This window comes from Bacteroides sp. AM41-16 (genome assembly GCF_003603495.1).
Classification (GTDB): domain Bacteria; phylum Bacteroidota; class Bacteroidia; order Bacteroidales; family Bacteroidaceae; genus Bacteroides; species Bacteroides uniformis.
On the sequence record NZ_QTNE01000015.1, the window covers coordinates 26,684 to 44,164 of the forward strand.

Here is a 17,481-nt window from a genome sequence, read left to right on the forward strand (position 1 = left end):
CATTACATCATGAAACAATATTTAGACCTGCTGAACCGCGTACTGACCGAAGGCGTAGAGAAAAGCGACCGTACGGGTACCGGCACCATCAGCGTATTCGGCCACCAGATGCGTTTCAACATGGATGAAGGCTTCCCCTGCCTTACTACCAAGAAGCTGCATCTGAAATCAATCATATACGAACTGCTATGGTTCCTCCAAGGAGACACCAATGTGAAATATCTTCAGGACAACGGTGTACGCATCTGGAACGAATGGGCGGACGAAAACGGTGACCTGGGACATATTTACGGGTATCAATGGCGCTCCTGGCCGAACTATAAAGGTGGATTCATCGACCAAATCAGCGAAGCTGTAGAAACCATCAAGCACAATCCCGACTCACGCCGGATTATAGTCAGCGCATGGAATGTAGGTGATTTGGACAACATGAACCTCCCTCCCTGCCACGCCTTCTTCCAGTTCTATGTCGCCAACGGACGGCTGAGCCTACAACTGTATCAGCGTAGTGCGGACATTTTTTTAGGAGTGCCCTTCAATATTGCTTCCTATGCCCTGCTCCTGCAGATGATGGCGCAAGTCACCGGACTGAAAGCCGGAGATTTCATCCATACCTTAGGAGATGCTCACATCTATCTGAACCATTTGGAGCAGGTAAAACTCCAACTATCTCGTGAACCGCGGGATTTGCCGCAGATGAGAATCAATCCGGATGTGAAAAACATCTTCGACTTCAAGTTCGAGGATTTTGAGTTGGTCAACTATAACCCGCATCCGCATATTGCAGGAAAAGTGTCAGTATAAATCCTACAATAAAAAGATAGAAAGAGAAAAGAATTTTACACACATATGATTAGTATTATTGCTGCAGTAGACAGAAAGAGAGGTATCGGTTATCAGAACCGGTTGTTATTCTGGCTTCCCAATGATTTGAAGCGTTTCAAAGCCCTCACCACGGGAAATACCATCATCATGGGCCGAAAGACCTTTGAATCTCTCCCCAAAGGCGCGCTTCCCAACCGCCGCAACGTTGTTCTGTCCACTCAAAAAGATTTGATCTGTCCCGGTACAGAAGTTTTTCCCTCATTGGAAGAAGCACTAAGCAGTTGCCAGCCCGACGAACACGTCTACATCATCGGCGGTGCAAGCGTTTATCGCCAGGCACTCCCCTTTGCAGATACCCTCTGCCTGACCGAAGTGGATGCAGAAGCCCCTCAGGTGGACGCCTACTTTCCCGAAGTCGCTCCGACTGTATGGCAAGAAAAAAGCAGGGAGTCCCATCCCGCAGATGAGAAGCATCCCTGCCCTTATGCATTCGTCGATTATATCCACCGGTAAAATTAATCTTCCTCTTCTTCTACCGTTATAGGCATCTGCCGCTTGATGGCTTCGTGGAAAGAAATCAAGGTTTCCGTACGCGCCAGTCCCAGCGGCTGCAACTTATCATGTATGATGCTCAGCAAATGATGGTTGTTGCGGGCATAAAGCTTTATGAACATATCATACTTGCCCGTTGTAAAATGGCATTCCACAATCTCGGGAATAGCTTCCAATGCTCTCGTTACAGCATCAAAAGAAGCAGGATCCTTTAGATAGATACCGATATAGGCGCATGTTTCATATCCTATCTTCTCCGGATCAATCACATATTCAGAACCTTTCAATATACCTAAGTTTGTCAGCTTTTGAATGCGCTGATGAATGGCTGCTCCCGATACATTACAAGCTCTGGCCACTTCAAGAAAAGGAATGCGTGCATTATCGGCTATAAGTTTTAAAATCTGTTCGTCTAAAGTATCCAATTGATGATGTCCCATTTCAAATTCTAATGATTAATAAATTACTATATCTCCCGCATATCTATACGGCAACATGCAAAGTTAGCTATTTTTTCGCCAATAAAAATACGGTTTATAACTTTTCTTGCAAAAAAAAGAATAATACCGCATATCAGGCATTTCAAAGTGCATATGCAAAATTCCATCTCGCATGACCGGAAAATTGCAGATGAGCTTTAAAGATATTATCTTTGTAGTAGCAATAATAATGAACCGTTATGAAAAAGTATTCCTTATTCCTATTATGCCTGATGGCAGCAATATCCTTGCATGCCCAAAGTTTTGCCGATTATTTTGCAGATAAAACCCTGCGTGTCGACTATATCTTTACCGGAAATGCAGCCAAACAAGAGATATGCCTGGACGGATTGTCTTGTCTCCCCTCTTGGGCAGGAAGGAAGCATCATTTACCTGAGTTGCCCCTGCAAGGAAACGGACAAATCATTATGCGAGATGCAGCCAATGGCAGCGTAATCTACAAAACATCCTTTTCTTCGCTCTTCCAGGAGTGGCTGGAAACGGATGAAGCCAAAGCGGTGACCAAAGGATTCGAAAACACCTTTCTCCTTCCCTATCCCCTCCGTCCTGCAGAAATAGAAATAACACTTCTCGACCCGCGTAGAAATGTACGGGCAAGCATGAAACATACGGTCAGTCCCGACGACATCCTGATACATCAGAAAGGTACTGCCCACATCACACCACATAAATATCTGCTGCAAAGCGGCAATACGGCCAAATGCATCGACGTAGCCATCCTTGCAGAAGGATATACTCCCGAAGAGATGCCGGTATTCTACGAAGACGCAGCCATTGCCTGCGAAAGTCTGTTTGCCCACGAACCCTTCCGGTCCATGAAAAAGCACTTCAACATTGTAGCAGTGGCTAGCCCCTCCGAAGACAGCGGAGTAAGCGTACCACGCCTCGGAGAATGGAAACGGACAGCATTCAGCTCTCATTTCAGCACATTCTATTCAGACCGGTATCTGACCACCTCCCGTGTCAAATCCATACACGATGCGCTGGCGGGAATACCGTATGAACACATCATCATCCTTGCCAATACGGAAGAATACGGCGGCGGTGGAATCTATAATTCCTATACCCTTACTACCGCCCACCATCCAATGTTCCGCCCCGTTGTGGTACATGAGTTCGGGCATAGCTTTGGCGGACTGGCCGATGAATACTTCTACGACAATGACGTGATGACAGATACCTATCCACTAGATGTGGAACCCTGGGAACAGAACATCAGCACAAGAATCGATTTCATTTCCAAATGGGAAGATATGCTTGCTCAAGGAACTCCCGTTCCTACTCCCTCTTCTGAAAGTGGAACATATCCCGTAGGTGTATATGAAGGAGCTGGCTATTCTGCCAAAGGCATTTACCGTCCGGCAGACAATTGCCGCATGCGCACCAATGAATACCCTACTTTCTGCCCGGTCTGCCAACGGGCCATCCGCCGCGTCATTGAATTTTATACTGAATAAAAACAAACTAAACTAAAAGAACTTATGATCAGACTTCAACGTATTACAACAGCTGACACAGACTTGTACAGCTACATGGAGAAATTAATGACCCAATCGTTCCCTTCAGAGGAGTACCGGGAACTGGAGGAATTGCGCAAGTATACAGATACCAAAACGCACTTCTATAACAATATCATCTTCCATAACAACACCCCGGTAGGTCTCATCACTTACTGGGATTTCGGACATTTTTACTATATAGAGCATTTTGCCATTGACCCCGCACAGCGTAACGGCGGATATGGAAAGAGCGTACTAAACCATTTATGCCAACTCTTAAAACATCCCATCGTCTTGGAAGTGGAAATACCCGAAGAAGAAATGGCTAAACGCCGCATTAACTTCTATCAACGGCAAGGATTCTCCTTATGGGAAAAGCCCTACCAACAACCACCCTATAAAACAGGCGACAACTACCTGCCTATGCTCATCATGGCCTATGGAGATATAGAATGTGGAAAGGATTTTGACTCTGTAAAGGAACACATCTACCGCGAAGTATATAATGTGAAATCTTAAAAACCCAATATACTTAAAACAATAAAGGTCGTTTCAACAAATGAAACGACCTTTATTATATCATTAAACTAACTTTTACTGACGCGGTTGCGCAGAATAGTTAATCTTCAAAGCATAAGCCTTACGAAGCGCTTCTTTGATATCTGTTACGATACCCATTTTCGTATCTTGGTCAACTTTCAAAGACACTGTCATCTGCGGCTGATCTTCTTCTTTCATACTGGCACGTTCACCAATAATGTAATCTTGAATTTCAGCAACTTCAGCATAGCTGTCGTTCAACTGGATACGGCTCTCATTACCTAACTTCTTACGAAATTCGGCAGTAGGTTTTCCTACATAGATAAACGTAACCAAAGACTTCTTTTCAAGTTTCTCCAATTCTGTAGCTTGCGGAACCTTAAACTCAACCTTCAATGTTACCTCACGCATCGTTGTTACAATCATGAAGAAGAACAACAAGGTGAAGATAAGGTCAGGCAGAGAAGAAGTGTTCAACGCCGGCATTCCACGTTTACCAGTCTTATTAAATTTTCCCATTACTTCTTTTCTCCGTACTTTTTAGGTTCTGCCTCAGAAATCTTCTGAGAATAAATTTCACGAATTGCATCTTGTTGTTCTTGATCCAACTCCATATAATTCTTCTGCCACTTTTCCTGAGCCAATTCATCACGCAACTCGTTATAAGCTGCTACCAACTCATTCTGTACAGACATATATGCTTTGTATGAAGAACCACGGTCACAACGCAAAGAAATCACATGGCCTTCCGTCACTTGTACTGTACCGAAGAAAGGAACATTCTTAGAAATCTTTTCCGGTTTTGTATCTTCGTTATACGGATTGGCAATAAATTCTTTTGCTTTTGCACGCAATTGGTCAACAGTAATATAATCATTCCCGCACATTAACTGGTCCTGCATGTTCAAGAAGACTTGCAATACGTTGCGTTCCTTCTTCTTTGCATCGTCCAACTTCTGGTCCTTTTCCGGTGGAGGCGGCAAACGTCTTGCCAAACCACGGTCGGTATCCATAGATGTTGTAATCAAGAAGAAAATCAGCAACAAGAAAGCGATGTCCGCAGTAGAACTTGAGTTAATTTCAGGAACTTCTCTTTTCTTTTTAGCCATTGTAATTATATCTTTAAATTGAGTTACCTCAATTGATTATGATAATTTTTTCTTAATGCTACTAAAAATGATTGCCAAGACTGTACCAGCAAACAAGATATAGATAGAATAAAGGAACATGTCAGTAAGCTTCAACCAGAAAGGTACGTTCTCAGTTCCGCTATAACCCGGAATAACAAGTGGTTCTTCACTACCCATAGTCCAAGAAATAACAACAACTGCAACCAATATAACCAAACCAATCAAAGATTTCAACGCTGCTCCCGGATTGTCTTTCAGTGCAGCTCCAAATTGGAACAAAACACCAACCACGGTAGCAATAATAGCTACAAAGAACAGAATGTACATCAAATAAATCAATGCGTCTGTATGAGCCGGTTGCCACATTTCTGCGTCAACGCTTGCCAACACTGCATCGCCCTGAGCATCTCCACCGAAGAAGAACATGCCCAACACTACCAAGATGATAGCGAACATGACATACAGTGCATAGTATGATACTTTATATGATAACTTAGCCATCTTAATTATTTTTTGTATTTCAAGTCATATTTGATAACCATATCCAACAGAGAGATAGAAGAATCTTCCATTTCGCTGGTCAAAGCTTCAATCTTAGCCAGGATGTAGTTATAGAATACCTGCAGAATCAAGGCAACGATCAAACCGAAGATAGTTGTAATCAAGGCAACCTTCATACCACCTGCTACAACCGTCGGAGAGATATCACCTACCTGCTGGATCTTATCAAATGCCTGCACCATACCGATTACAGTACCCAAGAATCCCAAAGACGGAGCCATAGCGATGAACAGTGTAATCCAAGAGCAACCTTTTTCCAGGTAACCAGCTTGTACACCACCGTAAGAAACTACTGACTTTTCTACTACGTCGATACCTTGGTCAATTCTCATCAGACCTTGATAGTAGATAGAAGCGATAGGACCTCTAGTGTTACGTGCGATGTCTTTAGCAGCTTCAACGTCACCTTTTTCCAAAGCAGCTTCAATAGCAGCCAAGAATTTCTTTGTGTTGATTTCAGCCAAGCTCAAATAAATGATACGTTCAATACAAAATGCAAGACCGATAACCAATGCGATAGCTACCAAACTCATGAAAGATGCAGTACCTTCAATAAACTTAGTTTTGAGTTCTTTGTGGATACCACCTTCTGCAGCTTCCATTGCGGCAGGAGCAGCAGCGTCAGCAGCAGGTGCTACAGCTGCTTGTTCAGTTTGTTCAGCTGCAGGAGCATCTTGAGCCTGAGCAAGTTGAGTTGAGCCAAATGTTAAGACTCCCATCACAGCAACAATTGCAAATAACTTTTTCATTGTGTGTCTAATTTTTAAGATTAATTAATTAATTTATTTATTATAATTTGTTGTTTTATCTCCATTTTATCACACTGCGGAGAGACGGGGATTCGAACCCCGGATACCCTTTAGGGGTATACACGCTTTCCAGGCGTGCCTCTTCAACCACTCGAGCATCTCTCCAATAGACGCCTTTTCTGAAATCGGGTGCAAATTACAAAAAAAATGCGAACCACCAGCGTTTTCAGCTACAAATGTATTCTTTTTTTTGTTGTTCTGCCTCATTCTCCCCGTTTTATATTAAATAAAATCTCAAAATTAATAAACTTTAAAATCTTAAAGAACTTATTTGAGCATTCCGAACACTTTTAAAGCGTTATCAGAAGTAACCTGGGCCACCTTTTCAGGAGAGTTCCCATAGATTCCGGCCACCTTTACCAAAGTATCCTTAACATATGCGCTTTCGTTCCTCTTGCCTCGATTGGGAACCGGAGTCAGATAAGGGGAATCGGTTTCCAGCACGATGCGTTCCAAAGGAATATTCTTCAAGACTTCGGGTAAAGTTGATTTCTTGAAAGTCACCACACCATTTATTCCTATCATGAAATCCGCAAATTCCATAATCCTGCAGGCCTCTTCCGAGGTTCCCGTAAAACTATGGAAAATTCCTTTCAAAGGAGTCTGCTGATAGGGTTTCAACACATTATATATATGGTCGAACGCTTCCCTACAATGCAGCACTACCGGCAAACCGTATTCCAAAGCCCACTCAATCTGCTTGTCCAACACCCTTTGCTGCTCTCTAAGAAAAGTCTTATCCCAATACAAGTCCATACCAATCTCGCCAACCGCAACAAATTCATTCGGTGAAGCCAGCTCCCGGGCCACTATTTCCAACTCCTTTTCATAATCCGCATCCACAGAGGTAGGGTGCAATCCAATCATCGGATAGCAATACCCTTTATATTCACGGCACACCCGAAGCATAGGTCCTATGGTGGTACTATCGATATTGGGCATAAAAATATGCGTGACTCCTGCCTCACGGGCACGAGCCATCACTTGAGGCAAATCCTCTGCAAACTCTTCTAAAAAAAGATGGGAATGTGAATCAATCAATCTCATTCTTCAACTTACTCTTTGCGTTTCTCACCGGTACGGTAATAATAGATTATTCCATAATCACGGCATAAATCCAAACGTTTCTCATTGGGAGTGACCTCCTCGAATTTCTTTTCAACCTGGTTCCATATATCCAAAATCAAACCATCCGCCTCTGCACGCATCGAAGCCAAGGTGTCCAAACTGCGGGCTGTCAAAGATTGAAGATTCTTTTGCTTCTCATAACTATCCATGAAAATATCATAATGCACCCTCACTTTTGCAATCGTAGGGTTATAAATGGGAATTCCTCCCTGGGATATACGTTTGTTTTCCCCATCCACGATTTTACGCCCCCACTCTGCCAAGGCAGGCTCTGTCGATAAATCAGGCACATTATTGTTGCTTGTGTCCAAACCGTAATATTCCTTATGAGCAATACGCACTTCAGAACGGATGACAGCTAAATTCAACACCTGGATAAAATGAGAAATATACAGACGGGCAGTCTTTACATTAGCCTGATGCTTACGTCCCGCCCGAGCCTGCCGCTCAAAACAGTCGGCATAATAAGCTTGCGCAGCTTCAAACTTTGTAAGAAAATTCCGCGCATCAGTCAACGCCTTCAAAGATACGGCCAAATCATACACATTACATATATCACCCTTGACGACCACTGCTTTCAGCGCCCGTATTCTCGCTTGATCTGTATTAGGCAATCTTCTATAAGGCATTTTCTCCCGGATTTAAAGTTATACTTCCCGATGCATCAGGTTAGCCATCAGGTTCTTCAATTCCTCTTTCTTTTCATCTGCCACCTTCACCGCCAACAGACTTTCCATTGCGCGTTCACAATACTCTTCCATCTTTTTCTCACACAGTTCCTTGACGCCAATCCGGTTATACAGTTCCGTCACCGCAGCAACTTTCTCCTCCGGGTTGAATGCAACAGCATCCACCCAAGCATTCAAGCGGGTCAACTGCTCCTCATCCGCATGTTCAAAAGCCTTTATCAGCATGTAGGTCTTTTTATTGCACAGAATATCACCTCCAATATTCTTTCCAAAGACGGCAGCATCGCCATAAATATCCAGGAAATCATCTTTCAACTGAAAAGCGACACCCAAGTTCATGCCAAAATCATACAACTGCTCCGCATCTTCAGAAGAAGCCCCTCCCAAAAGAGCGCCAATCTTCAAGCTTGCAGCCAACAATACCGAAGTTTTCAGACGAATCATTTCCAGATACTCCTCTGCCTTCACATCCTTCCGATGTTCAAACTCCATATCCAGCTGCTGTCCTTCACAGATTTCCAGTGCAGTCAGGCTAAATATATCCATCACCTCTTTCAGGTGTTCAACCGGGCATTGAGCCATAAACTGATAAGCTAATACAAGCATTGCATCCCCCGAAAGGATGGCAGCATTGTCATCCCAAACTTTATGTACCGTCTCCTTACCACGGCGACGGTCTGCACGGTCCATCAAGTCGTCATGCAAAAGAGTATAATTATGATACACTTCAATCCCCGTTGCAGGGTTAAAAATACGGGTAATATCCTCCTGATACAGATTGTAGGCCATCAACATCAATACCGGACGGATTCTTTTTCCACCCATGGACAACACATAGGTAACGGGAGCATATAAACCTTGAGGAGTACGGGTAAACTGCAATTCTGCAATATGAGAATTTATTCTTTCTAAAAGCTCGGAAGCTGTAAACATGGCATTTTCAGAATTTAGGGAATAGCGGATAATGAAAAGAGGCTGCATTCCGGCAGCCTCTCCCACTTATAGATATTTTATTACTGCAATCTAAACATTACAGGCACGGTATACTTAACACGAACGGGTTTACCACGCTGCATACCGGGTTTCCACTTCGGCATGCCCATAATCACGCGGACAGCTTCTTTGTCCAAATACGGGTCAACGCCTCTCAGAACTTTAGCATCTACGATACTACCGTCCTTATTAACCACGAACTGTACAGTTACACGGCCTTGAGTTCCGTTTTCCTGTGCAATAGTAGGATATTTAATATTCTTGCTCAAATACTGCATCAAACCAGCCATACCACCATTCGGGAACTCAGGCATCTGTTCTACCACCTCGAAAATAGTCTGTTCTTCCGGTTCTTCCTCTTCCACTGCTACGGGAACATATTTGATTTCCACTGCCTGGTTCAATTCTTCAGAAGATACAATGGCCGTTTCTTCCACGTCAGCATCGTCTTCAACGATAGTCAACGTCTCTGCAATTGAAGGGGCTTCGGGAGGCGGAGGAGTAACCTGCTCCGGCTGTTCTGTAATAGGGATGATTTCCTCTTCAAAAAATACGTCGGTAATAGCCTGGCTCGTGTCAATCTTGATGTCACGCTTTGTCCACTCGAACGCAACAAACATGAAAGCGAGCACGATTACATAACCGACAAGCAGCCAAGTCGACTTCTTACTCTCCAGGTCTGCCTTAGGTGATTTCTTAATTTCCATAATTTATAATATAATTTTAGTGTTTCTCATTTGGGGCAAATATAGCACTTTTCCCAAGAATGTTCACGCTCTGCTGTTTTTTTTTACACAATAGGCGCTCCATTTTCATTTTTTTAATCCTTCAAAAACCTCCATGTGCTTTTGTGCCACAAATGTAACGAGATATTTTAAAAATACCGTATCTTTGGCAAGAATTTTAAATGAAATATTGAAATTTTCTGTTTTGCAGGTGTTATACCTATATAACTATAGCATAAAAGTCATGAAAAAGATAACAATAGCAATCGACGGTTTTTCCTCTTGCGGGAAAAGCACTATGGCCAAAGACCTCGCCCGCGAAATCGGTTACATATATATAGATAGTGGTGCCATGTATCGGGCAGTAACATTATATAGTATAGAGAATGGTATTTTCCAGGGTGACCGCATAGATGCCGAAAAACTGAAAAGTCTAATAAAGGATATACATATTTCTTTCCGCCTGAACCCCGAAACCGGACGCCCAGATACCTACCTGAACGGAGTAAATGTAGAAAACAAAATCCGTACCATGGAAGTATCTTCACGTGTCAGCCCCATTGCAACATTGGATTTCGTACGCGAAGCTATGGTGGCACAGCAACAAGAGATGGGCAAGGCCAAGGGTATCGTTATGGATGGGCGCGACATCGGCACTACCGTTTTTCCGGATGCCGAGCTGAAAATTTTTGTAACCGCCACCCCCGAGATACGGGCACAACGCCGCTATGACGAACTAAAGGCCAAAGGGGAAGAAGCCAGCTTTGACGAAATTCTGGAAAATGTGAAACAACGGGACTATATTGACCAAAACCGGGATGTAAGTCCGCTGCGCAAAGCTTCTGACGCTTTATTGTTGGACAACAGCCACCTGAGCATTTCCCAACAAAAGGAATGGCTGGCGGAACAATTCGAACGGGTTATAAAGGAGAAGAACTGAACCGGATATGGCAAAAGTAGAAATAGACGAAGGCTCCGGCTTCTGTTTCGGAGTTGTCACCGCAATAAACAAGGCAGAAGAGGAACTGGCGAAAGGAGGAACCCTCTATTGTCTGGGAGACATCGTGCACAACAGCCGTGAAGTGGAACGCCTGAAGGCAATGGGGCTGATTACCATCAACCATGAGGAATTCAACCACCTCCACAACGCCAAAGTGCTGCTGCGTGCTCATGGAGAGCCCCCTGAAACTTATGACATTGCCCGCCGCAACAATATAGAAATCATTGACGCAACCTGCCCGGTCGTACTCCGCCTGCAAAAGAAGATTAAGCAAGAGTACGTCCAGGAAGACAACCGCGACAAGCAAATTGTCATCTATGGCAAAAATGGACACGCCGAAGTACTGGGTCTGGTAGGACAAACCACCGGAAAGGCCATCGTCATCGAAAAGCAGGAAGAGGCAAGGAAACTGGATTTCAGCAAAGACATCCGTCTCTACTCCCAGACCACAAAGTCTCTGGACGGATTTCAAAACATTGTGAAATACATAGAGGGACATATCTCACCGAAAGTCACTTTCGAGTCCTATGACACTATCTGCCGACAAGTAGCAAACCGGATACCTAATATCCGGAAATTTGCAGCTTCCCATGATTTAATATTCTTTGTCAGCGGCAAAAAAAGCTCTAACGGCAAGATGCTGTTCAGTGAGTGTAAAAAAGTCAATGCCAATTCACATTTGATAGACAGTGCCGAAGAAATAGATAGTTCTCTGTTAGCCGGTGCCAATTCCATCGGTGTCTGCGGAGCCACTTCCACCCCCAAATGGCTGATGGAAGAAATTTCAGAAGCCATAAAGTCAAAACTTAAATAACAGTTTGTCATCCTTTTGGAACAGCAAATTAACGTAATTTATTAGTCACCGCCTCAGCTTTTTACTATCTTTGCGGCATGAAAAAATAGTCCAAATCTATTTTTCATCATGATTATTAATACTAAACAAAAAGATTGTTATGGGAACAGTTAAGTGCATTGGTATCTTGACATCAGGAGGTGATGCTCCGGGAATGAACGCAGCCATACGTGCCGTGACACGTTCGGCTATTTACAACGGACTTTCAGTTAAAGGTATATATAGAGGTTACAAAGGTCTGGTAACCGGCGAAATCAAAGAATTCAAAAGCCAAAATGTCAGCAACATCATCCAGCTGGGTGGTACAATCCTGAAGACAGCCCGCTGCAAAGAGTTCACGACTCCCGAGGGCCGCCAGATTGCTTACGACAACATGAAGAAAGAAGGCATTGACGCCTTAGTGATTATCGGAGGCGACGGTTCGCTGACCGGTGCTCGTATCTTTGCACAAGAGTTTGACGTGCCTTGTATCGGGCTGCCGGGAACTATCGACAATGACCTTTATGGAACAGATACCACTATCGGCTACGACACCGCGCTGAACACGATCCTGGATGCTGTGGACAAAATCCGTGATACAGCCACTTCCCATGAGCGCTTGTTTTTCGTAGAAGTCATGGGACGCGATGCCGGTTTCCTCGCTCTGAACGGCGCCATCGCCTCCGGAGCAGAAGCAGCCATTATCCCGGAATTCAGTACGGAAGTGGACCAACTGGAAGAATTCATCAAGAACGGTTTCCGGAAATCCAAGAACAGCAGTATCGTACTGGTAGCCGAGAGTGAACTGACCGGCGGTGCAATGCACTATGCAGAGCGTGTAAAGAACGAATACCCCCAATATGACGTACGCGTAACCATCCTCGGTCACTTGCAACGCGGTGGTAGCCCTACGGCACACGACCGTATCCTTGCCAGCCGTCTGGGCGCAGCCGCCATCGACGCCATCATGGAAGGACAGCGCAATGTCATGATAGGCATTGACCACGATGAAGTGGTATACGTTCCCTTCACGAAGGCCATCAAGAATGACAAACCCATCAAGAAAGACCTTGTAAATGTATTGAGAGAACTGTCTATCTAATGACAGACTGTTCAGATACCCCATAAACAGAGAAGGCGACATATGCGCCTTCTCTGTTTTTTACAACCATTTTTTCACTATACTTTCCGTCCTCTCCCACAGTTCTTCCATCTGTACATGCCGGGTGTACTTCTCCGAAAGAGACTTGGGACGGCAACTGGCATTCAATGTCCCCGTACGTTTACCGGCATCCTCATCCAGCAATAAGCCGACAGCCGTTGCAGCTCCCTTACGGGGAGTACGGATAAAAGGCCTGAAAAGTATATCTGTCAGCGGGTCAAACCACATATGCATGGTGATGATATTGGTAGACACAATCCCCGGGTCAGCCGCATTCACAACAATACCTTTGTGTTTGACGCGACTGGCCAAGTCGATGGTGAACAGAGTCAATGCCAGCTTCGTGTTGCTATATATAGGAATGCGCCAAAAGCCACCCTTCCTTCCCCGGAGGAAAAAATCCGGAAAGTCAAGATGACCGATGGCATACGTACAAGATACCATATTCACAATACGGCTCCCCTCTCCCATCAATGGCAGCAGCTTGCGGGTCAGCAGGTAAGGCCCTACATAATTGACACTCACCGTCCGTTCCAGTCCGTCTTCGGTAATGCGGCGTTCCGTTTCCATGGTTCCGGCATTGTTCATCAGCAACGCCAACGGCTCTCCCCGCTTCAACAGATGCTCTGCAAATGCGGCCACTGAAGCCAGAGATGCCAAATCAATGGGAGCAGTCTCAATACGCGGATTACCGGTTTCACGCATCAGCAGTTGCCGCTTGGGTTCGGCAGCTTGGGGGTCACGGCATGCCATGATGACCTGATAGCCGGCAGTTGCCACTGCGCGGGTAATTTCCATGCCCATGCCACCGTCTGCCCCGGTTATAACAGCTAAATTCACTTTAATAATTAAAAATTGAAAATTAAAAACTAAAAATCAGCCTTTCGCTTCGATTTTCTCTATCTCCCTTTTCAGACAAGGTGGAAGCTCCTCCTTCAAATGCTGATGGCATGCCATCTCGATGGAATACATCCGGGCAATGCAATAATTACTATGCCGGCAGTTGCAACGTGCATTCTCTTCGGCACGCATGCGGTTGACAAACCCCGGCTCATTGAGCAGAGCGCGTGCCATTTGCACAGCCTCGAAGCCGTCATCCAGCACCTCATCTATCTTGTCCCTGGAAACCAGGCCACCCACATAAACCAACGGTATCTTCAAGGCGGCACGGAATTTCAAGGCATCTTCCAGGAAATAAGCTTCCTTAAACGGTACGCTCGGTATCATCCATTTGCCTACCATGCGTACACCGTATTTCAACCACCAGCAGGTCATGTAATGCGTCATGCTGCGGATAGGCATTTCGCCCCGCATGACATACATCGGCGCCTTACTGACGAACCCACCGCTCAAGACCAGCGCATGTGCTCCCGACTGCTCCAGCCTCCGGGCCACCTGCATCGTCTCGTCCAGCTCCATCCCTCCACGGAAACCGTCGCGCATGTTCATCTTCACCAGCACAGCCATATCACTGCCGGCAGCCTTCATCACTTCTTCCATCACCATATCCATAAAACGCATACGGTTCTGCAACGAGCCTCCGAACTCGTCTTTCCGATGGTTGGTGGACGGGGACAAGAACTGGCTGATGAGATAGCCATGCCCTGCATGAATCTCTACAGAATCAAATCCGGCCTCCCGTGCCAGATTCACCGAACGTCCATAAGCACGCGCCATCTCCGGCAGCTCATCGGCACGCAGTCCGCGCACAAAGGTAGGAGAGTAAAGATTGAAACCGGAAGATGCGCCGACGGGCATACAACCGCAAATGCTCTTATGGGACATATTGCCACAGTGTCCCAACTGGATGCCTGCCGCAGCCCCCTCCGCATGTATGGCATCAGTCAGCCTACGGAGTCCGGGGATAATCTCAGGACGCATCCACAACTGGCGGTCAAAAGACAAACCGCTCTGAGTAACTGCCGCATAGGCAACAGTAGTCATACCTATACCTCCCGCCGCTACCGACCGATGATAGTCGAGCAACATGTCCGACGGAGCGTTTCCGGGACACATGCTCTCGAAAGCAGCCGAACGGATGGTACGGTTACGCAAGGTCAACGGTCCGAAAGTGACGGGGGTGAATAACTTGGATTCCATCGTTATGAGTTATGAGTTATGAGTTATAAGTTATGAATTATTCATTTTCCATTTTCAACTCTCCATTTTCCATTAATAAAGAAATGGAATGATGCGTTTGCGCTTTCCTACCGCCTCATCACCAAACTCCTCCCGATAACGGCGGTGAATGGCATCGGCACGGGGAACAAGGTTGGCAAACGTCCACCAGACGAACACCCAGGCGGCGGGAGAAGCTGTGAGTATGGCAAACCCCGTCCATTCCACCAGTTCACCGAAGTAATTGGCAGAAGTGACGTATCGGTAAAGCCCTTTTCCGGGAAGATAATGCTTCGTATCACCTGGCCTGCGCAGATGACGTATCACATAGTCGGAATGCAAATTGACGAACATACCTGCAAAAAACAGAATGATTCCCAACAAGGCATGAGGTTTCAGCAAATAGGCCCAGCCATCGGCATACAAGCCTTCGGGAGCGAAATAGAACAAACCGCCCGCCTGCATCATCCCGTTCAAAAGGTTGAAGACGATACCCATCGCCATAATAGCTACCGGCATCCGGCTTTTACCTTTCAGCAGGAACGGAAAAATAAAGGCCCGCTGAAGATAGTGCAACTGAAACAGCAGGAAGAAGAAATATACCGGCACGGCAAATCCCGCTCCACTCTTCCCCCACAACCCAAACATGACGATGAATACCGGCGCTTCCATAAGCACCCACGCCAGTTTATTATTGATGGAGATTCCCCACGAGGCAGTACGGAACATGCCATAACCCGCTTTGACAAAATAGAGTGCAATAAAGACAACCAATGCCACAGCACTCATTACCCACAGAAATATCTGAAAAGTTTCCTGATTCATAGTTCTTTATTTATGCGAAGCAAAGATAAAGAAAACTCACAACAAACAAATCGTTTTCCCCGGATAATTGTTTTTTCATGCAAAAACCAGTGTTTTTTACTGAGAAGATTAAGCAGTAGAGATACGAAAATCTAATCGTTCCATCATGGAGTAAATTTCATTCCACCATGGAGAAAAAACCGTTCCACCATGGTGGAACGATTTTTTCCCCGTGATGGAACGATTTAAAAGATACAAGTCTAATCCTTACCGTTTCTTAATGGGCACATAAGCCACCTCATCCAAAACATTCTTATAGGCAGGACGGATAATACGCTTGCCTTCGAAATTCAATTCTTCATTGCGATGTGCACACCAACCGACAATACGTGCCATGGCAAACAAAGGCGTGAAGATTTCCTGCGGCAGCCCAATCATCTCGTAGACAAAGCCCGAATAGAAATCCACATTACTCGAAACCGTCTTGCCATTATTCTTCACACGGCCAAACACATCAATGGCGCGCTCCTCGAGCAGTTCAAGGAAAGCGAACTCGCGTTCTTTCCCTTTTTCGCGGGCAAGGTCGCGGGCAAGCTCTTTCAGCAGAATGGCGCGCGGGTCGGAAATGGTATAGACGGCATGTCCGATACCATATATCAAGCCGGTCTTGTTATAGGCTTCCTTGTTGAGCATGCGGGTGAAGTAAGTATCAATCTCATCCACATTCGTCCAGTCCTGAATGTTTTCCTGCAGATGGTGGAACATATCGGCAACCTGGATATTGGCACCTCCATGAAGCGGCCCTTTCAAGGAACCGATACCTGCCGCTATCGAAGAGTAAGTATCCGTCCCGGTAGAAGAAGTGACACGTACGGTAAAAGTGGAGTTGTTACCACCACCGTGCTCGGCCTGAAGAACCAGCAGCAGGTCGAGCGTGCGGGCATCCAGCTCCGTGTAGTCCTTCTTCAGCATATAGAGGAAATTCTCGGCAATGGAAAGGTTTTCCTGCGGATGGCGGATATGCAGTGAACGGCCATGGGTGGCATGGCGAAGCATGTTATAGGCATACGCAATGATGGTCGGGAATTTCGAAATAAGCTCAATGCTCTGCCGCATCAGATTATCGCGGGAAGTGTCATCTGCATCAGGGTCAAAACGATACATCTCGAGCACGCTGCGCGCCAGGATGTTCATAATGTTGTTTCCTTCGAGTTCAATGATATTCATCTTGGTCTTCTGCTCCAGCGGCATGTTGTCGTTGATGAGTTCACGGAAAGAAGAGAGTTCTTCCTTGTCGGGCAGGCGACCGGAAAGCAACAAGTAGGCAATTTCCTCAAAACCGAAACGCTTCTCTTTGATGATGGCGTGTGCCAAGTCATCCACATCATAACCGCGGTAGAACAATTTGCCGGGAATAGGCTTCAGCCCTCCACCGGGGATGCGTTCATAGCCGACCACATTGCCTATTTTGGTCAACCCCACCAAGACTCCCGTGCCGTCCTCATTACGCAAACCGCGCTTCACATCAAACTTCCTGAACAGTTCATTCTCAATCCGGGTAGCTTCCTTCAAATCTTCGGAAAGCTTGTAAATCAGATACTCCTTCTTCATAAT

The 17,481-nt window shown here is 45.6% G+C and carries 20 protein-coding genes and 1 tRNA gene; 7 read left to right on the forward strand and 14 right to left on the reverse strand.

The features are described 5' to 3' along the window. Positions 1 to 9 precede the first annotated feature (9 nt). Together DW896_RS13500 and DW896_RS13505 are read left to right on the forward strand one after the other, a co-directional pair. A complete protein-coding gene (locus DW896_RS13500) occupies positions 10 to 804 on the forward strand; it encodes a thymidylate synthase (RefSeq protein WP_005827101.1) in 795 nt (264 codons plus the stop codon). 45 nt (positions 805 to 849) lie between these two features. After that, on the forward strand, positions 850 to 1,338 hold the full coding sequence (locus tag DW896_RS13505) for a dihydrofolate reductase (RefSeq protein WP_008664019.1): 489 nt from the start codon (positions 850 to 852) through the stop codon (positions 1,336 to 1,338). 2 nt (positions 1,339 to 1,340) lie between these two features. On the opposite strand, the gene DW896_RS13510 is transcribed toward DW896_RS13505, so the two are convergent. Further along, positions 1,341 to 1,817 (reverse strand): Lrp/AsnC family transcriptional regulator, encoded by a 477-nt coding sequence (locus tag DW896_RS13510; protein WP_005827104.1) that lies wholly within the window; start codon positions 1,815 to 1,817, stop codon positions 1,341 to 1,343. Between the two features lie 239 nt (positions 1,818 to 2,056). Between DW896_RS13510 and DW896_RS13515 the strand changes: the two genes are divergently transcribed. Both DW896_RS13515 and DW896_RS13520 read left to right on the forward strand, forming a co-directional pair. Beyond that, a complete protein-coding gene (locus DW896_RS13515) occupies positions 2,057 to 3,334 on the forward strand; it encodes an IgA Peptidase M64 (protein ID WP_117589113.1) in 1,278 nt (425 codons plus the stop codon). 24 nt (positions 3,335 to 3,358) lie between these two features. After that, positions 3,359 to 3,895: a GNAT family N-acetyltransferase gene (locus tag DW896_RS13520; RefSeq protein ID WP_005827111.1), complete on the forward strand. Its 537-nt coding sequence runs from the start codon at positions 3,359 to 3,361 to the stop codon at positions 3,893 to 3,895. A gap of 75 nt (positions 3,896 to 3,970) precedes the next feature. Here DW896_RS13520 and DW896_RS13525 read toward each other — a convergent pair whose 3' ends face one another. The 9 genes from DW896_RS13525 to DW896_RS13565 form a co-directional block, all read right to left on the reverse strand. Further along, positions 3,971 to 4,435 carry a biopolymer transporter ExbD gene (locus tag DW896_RS13525; protein WP_005827114.1) on the reverse strand — a complete coding sequence of 155 codons (465 nt, stop codon included), beginning with the start codon at positions 4,433 to 4,435 and terminating at the stop codon, positions 3,971 to 3,973. Next, positions 4,435 to 5,025 carry a biopolymer transporter ExbD gene (locus tag DW896_RS13530; RefSeq protein ID WP_005827116.1) on the reverse strand — a complete coding sequence of 197 codons (591 nt, stop codon included), beginning with the start codon at positions 5,023 to 5,025 and terminating at the stop codon, positions 4,435 to 4,437. The genes DW896_RS13525 and DW896_RS13530 overlap by 1 nt, the downstream gene beginning before the upstream one ends. Before the next feature lie 36 nt (positions 5,026 to 5,061). Beyond that, positions 5,062 to 5,547 carry a hypothetical protein gene (locus tag DW896_RS13535; protein WP_005827118.1) on the reverse strand — a complete coding sequence of 162 codons (486 nt, stop codon included), beginning with the start codon at positions 5,545 to 5,547 and terminating at the stop codon, positions 5,062 to 5,064. Between the two features lie 5 nt (positions 5,548 to 5,552). Further along, on the reverse strand, positions 5,553 to 6,356 hold the full coding sequence (locus DW896_RS13540) for a MotA/TolQ/ExbB proton channel family protein (RefSeq protein WP_009037966.1): 804 nt from the start codon (positions 6,354 to 6,356) through the stop codon (positions 5,553 to 5,555). A 77-nt stretch (positions 6,357 to 6,433) separates the two neighbouring features. Beyond that, positions 6,434 to 6,521, reverse strand: a tRNA-Ser gene (locus DW896_RS13545). Positions 6,522 to 6,683: 162 nt separating this feature from the next. After that, complete coding sequence (locus tag DW896_RS13550; protein ID WP_009037964.1) at positions 6,684 to 7,463, reverse strand: TatD family hydrolase; 780 nt, start codon at positions 7,461 to 7,463, stop codon at positions 6,684 to 6,686. 8 nt (positions 7,464 to 7,471) lie between these two features. Further along, the gene (locus tag DW896_RS13555; RefSeq protein WP_005827126.1) at positions 7,472 to 8,173 is read right to left on the reverse strand and encodes a hypothetical protein; all 702 of its coding nucleotides are present in this window, start codon (positions 8,171 to 8,173) and stop codon (positions 7,472 to 7,474) included. An 18-nt stretch (positions 8,174 to 8,191) separates the two neighbouring features. After that, the gene (locus DW896_RS13560; RefSeq protein ID WP_009037963.1) at positions 8,192 to 9,166 is read right to left on the reverse strand and encodes a polyprenyl synthetase family protein; all 975 of its coding nucleotides are present in this window, start codon (positions 9,164 to 9,166) and stop codon (positions 8,192 to 8,194) included. An 80-nt stretch (positions 9,167 to 9,246) separates the two neighbouring features. Then, positions 9,247 to 9,933 carry an energy transducer TonB gene (locus tag DW896_RS13565; RefSeq protein ID WP_005827130.1) on the reverse strand — a complete coding sequence of 229 codons (687 nt, stop codon included), beginning with the start codon at positions 9,931 to 9,933 and terminating at the stop codon, positions 9,247 to 9,249. A gap of 262 nt (positions 9,934 to 10,195) precedes the next feature. Between DW896_RS13565 and cmk the strand changes: the two genes are divergently transcribed. The 3 genes from cmk (at position 10,196) to pfkA (ending at position 12,885) form a co-directional block, all read left to right on the forward strand. Beyond that, positions 10,196 to 10,891, forward strand: a complete 696-nt coding sequence (gene cmk / locus DW896_RS13570; RefSeq protein WP_034525522.1) for a (d)CMP kinase — start codon at positions 10,196 to 10,198, stop codon at positions 10,889 to 10,891. A gap of 7 nt (positions 10,892 to 10,898) precedes the next feature. Continuing rightward, positions 10,899 to 11,765, forward strand: coding sequence for a 4-hydroxy-3-methylbut-2-enyl diphosphate reductase (locus tag DW896_RS13575; protein WP_005827134.1), 867 nt, complete (start codon positions 10,899 to 10,901; stop codon positions 11,763 to 11,765). 139 nt (positions 11,766 to 11,904) lie between these two features. Beyond that, on the forward strand, positions 11,905 to 12,885 hold the full coding sequence (gene pfkA, locus DW896_RS13580; RefSeq protein WP_005827137.1) for a 6-phosphofructokinase: 981 nt from the start codon (positions 11,905 to 11,907) through the stop codon (positions 12,883 to 12,885). Positions 12,886 to 12,945: 60 nt separating this feature from the next. Here pfkA and DW896_RS13585 read toward each other — a convergent pair whose 3' ends face one another. The 4 genes from DW896_RS13585 to DW896_RS13600 all read right to left on the reverse strand — a co-directional run bounded on the left by DW896_RS13585 (position 12,946) and on the right by DW896_RS13600 (position 17,478). Further along, positions 12,946 to 13,785 (reverse strand): SDR family oxidoreductase, encoded by an 840-nt coding sequence (locus tag DW896_RS13585; RefSeq protein WP_005827139.1) that lies wholly within the window; start codon positions 13,783 to 13,785, stop codon positions 12,946 to 12,948. Positions 13,786 to 13,821: 36 nt separating this feature from the next. Next, positions 13,822 to 15,045, reverse strand: coding sequence for an NADH:flavin oxidoreductase (locus tag DW896_RS13590; RefSeq protein WP_008664036.1), 1,224 nt, complete (start codon positions 15,043 to 15,045; stop codon positions 13,822 to 13,824). A 72-nt stretch (positions 15,046 to 15,117) separates the two neighbouring features. Continuing rightward, the gene (locus DW896_RS13595; RefSeq protein WP_005827144.1) at positions 15,118 to 15,888 is read right to left on the reverse strand and encodes a DUF1295 domain-containing protein; all 771 of its coding nucleotides are present in this window, start codon (positions 15,886 to 15,888) and stop codon (positions 15,118 to 15,120) included. Between the two features lie 246 nt (positions 15,889 to 16,134). Beyond that, on the reverse strand, positions 16,135 to 17,478 hold the full coding sequence (locus DW896_RS13600) for a citrate/2-methylcitrate synthase (protein ID WP_009037962.1): 1,344 nt from the start codon (positions 17,476 to 17,478) through the stop codon (positions 16,135 to 16,137). Positions 17,479 to 17,481 lie beyond the last annotated feature (3 nt).

Coding starts and splice junctions, on each gene's coding strand:
- DW896_RS13500 (WP_005827101.1), top strand. CDS start 10: ATGAAACAATATTTAGACCTGCTGAACCGCGTACTGACCGAAGGCGTA.
- DW896_RS13505 (WP_008664019.1), top strand. CDS start 850: ATGATTAGTATTATTGCTGCAGTAGACAGAAAGAGAGGTATCGGTTAT.
- DW896_RS13510 (WP_005827104.1), bottom strand. CDS start 1,817: ATGGGACATCATCAATTGGATACTTTAGACGAACAGATTTTAAAACTT.
- DW896_RS13515 (WP_117589113.1), top strand. CDS start 2,057: ATGAAAAAGTATTCCTTATTCCTATTATGCCTGATGGCAGCAATATCC.
- DW896_RS13520 (WP_005827111.1), top strand. CDS start 3,359: ATGATCAGACTTCAACGTATTACAACAGCTGACACAGACTTGTACAGC.
- DW896_RS13525 (WP_005827114.1), bottom strand. CDS start 4,435: ATGGGAAAATTTAATAAGACTGGTAAACGTGGAATGCCGGCGTTGAAC.
- DW896_RS13530 (WP_005827116.1), bottom strand. CDS start 5,025: ATGGCTAAAAAGAAAAGAGAAGTTCCTGAAATTAACTCAAGTTCTACT.
- DW896_RS13535 (WP_005827118.1), bottom strand. CDS start 5,547: ATGGCTAAGTTATCATATAAAGTATCATACTATGCACTGTATGTCATG.
- DW896_RS13540 (WP_009037966.1), bottom strand. CDS start 6,356: ATGAAAAAGTTATTTGCAATTGTTGCTGTGATGGGAGTCTTAACATTT.
- DW896_RS13550 (WP_009037964.1), bottom strand. CDS start 7,463: ATGAGATTGATTGATTCACATTCCCATCTTTTTTTAGAAGAGTTTGCA.
- DW896_RS13555 (WP_005827126.1), bottom strand. CDS start 8,173: ATGCCTTATAGAAGATTGCCTAATACAGATCAAGCGAGAATACGGGCG.
- DW896_RS13560 (WP_009037963.1), bottom strand. CDS start 9,166: ATGTTTACAGCTTCCGAGCTTTTAGAAAGAATAAATTCTCATATTGCA.
- DW896_RS13565 (WP_005827130.1), bottom strand. CDS start 9,933: ATGGAAATTAAGAAATCACCTAAGGCAGACCTGGAGAGTAAGAAGTCG.
- cmk (WP_034525522.1), top strand. CDS start 10,196: ATGAAAAAGATAACAATAGCAATCGACGGTTTTTCCTCTTGCGGGAAA.
- DW896_RS13575 (WP_005827134.1), top strand. CDS start 10,899: ATGGCAAAAGTAGAAATAGACGAAGGCTCCGGCTTCTGTTTCGGAGTT.
- pfkA (WP_005827137.1), top strand. CDS start 11,905: ATGGGAACAGTTAAGTGCATTGGTATCTTGACATCAGGAGGTGATGCT.
- DW896_RS13590 (WP_008664036.1), bottom strand. CDS start 15,045: ATGGAATCCAAGTTATTCACCCCCGTCACTTTCGGACCGTTGACCTTG.
- DW896_RS13595 (WP_005827144.1), bottom strand. CDS start 15,888: ATGAATCAGGAAACTTTTCAGATATTTCTGTGGGTAATGAGTGCTGTG.
- DW896_RS13600 (WP_009037962.1), bottom strand. CDS start 17,478: ATGAAGAAGGAGTATCTGATTTACAAGCTTTCCGAAGATTTGAAGGAA.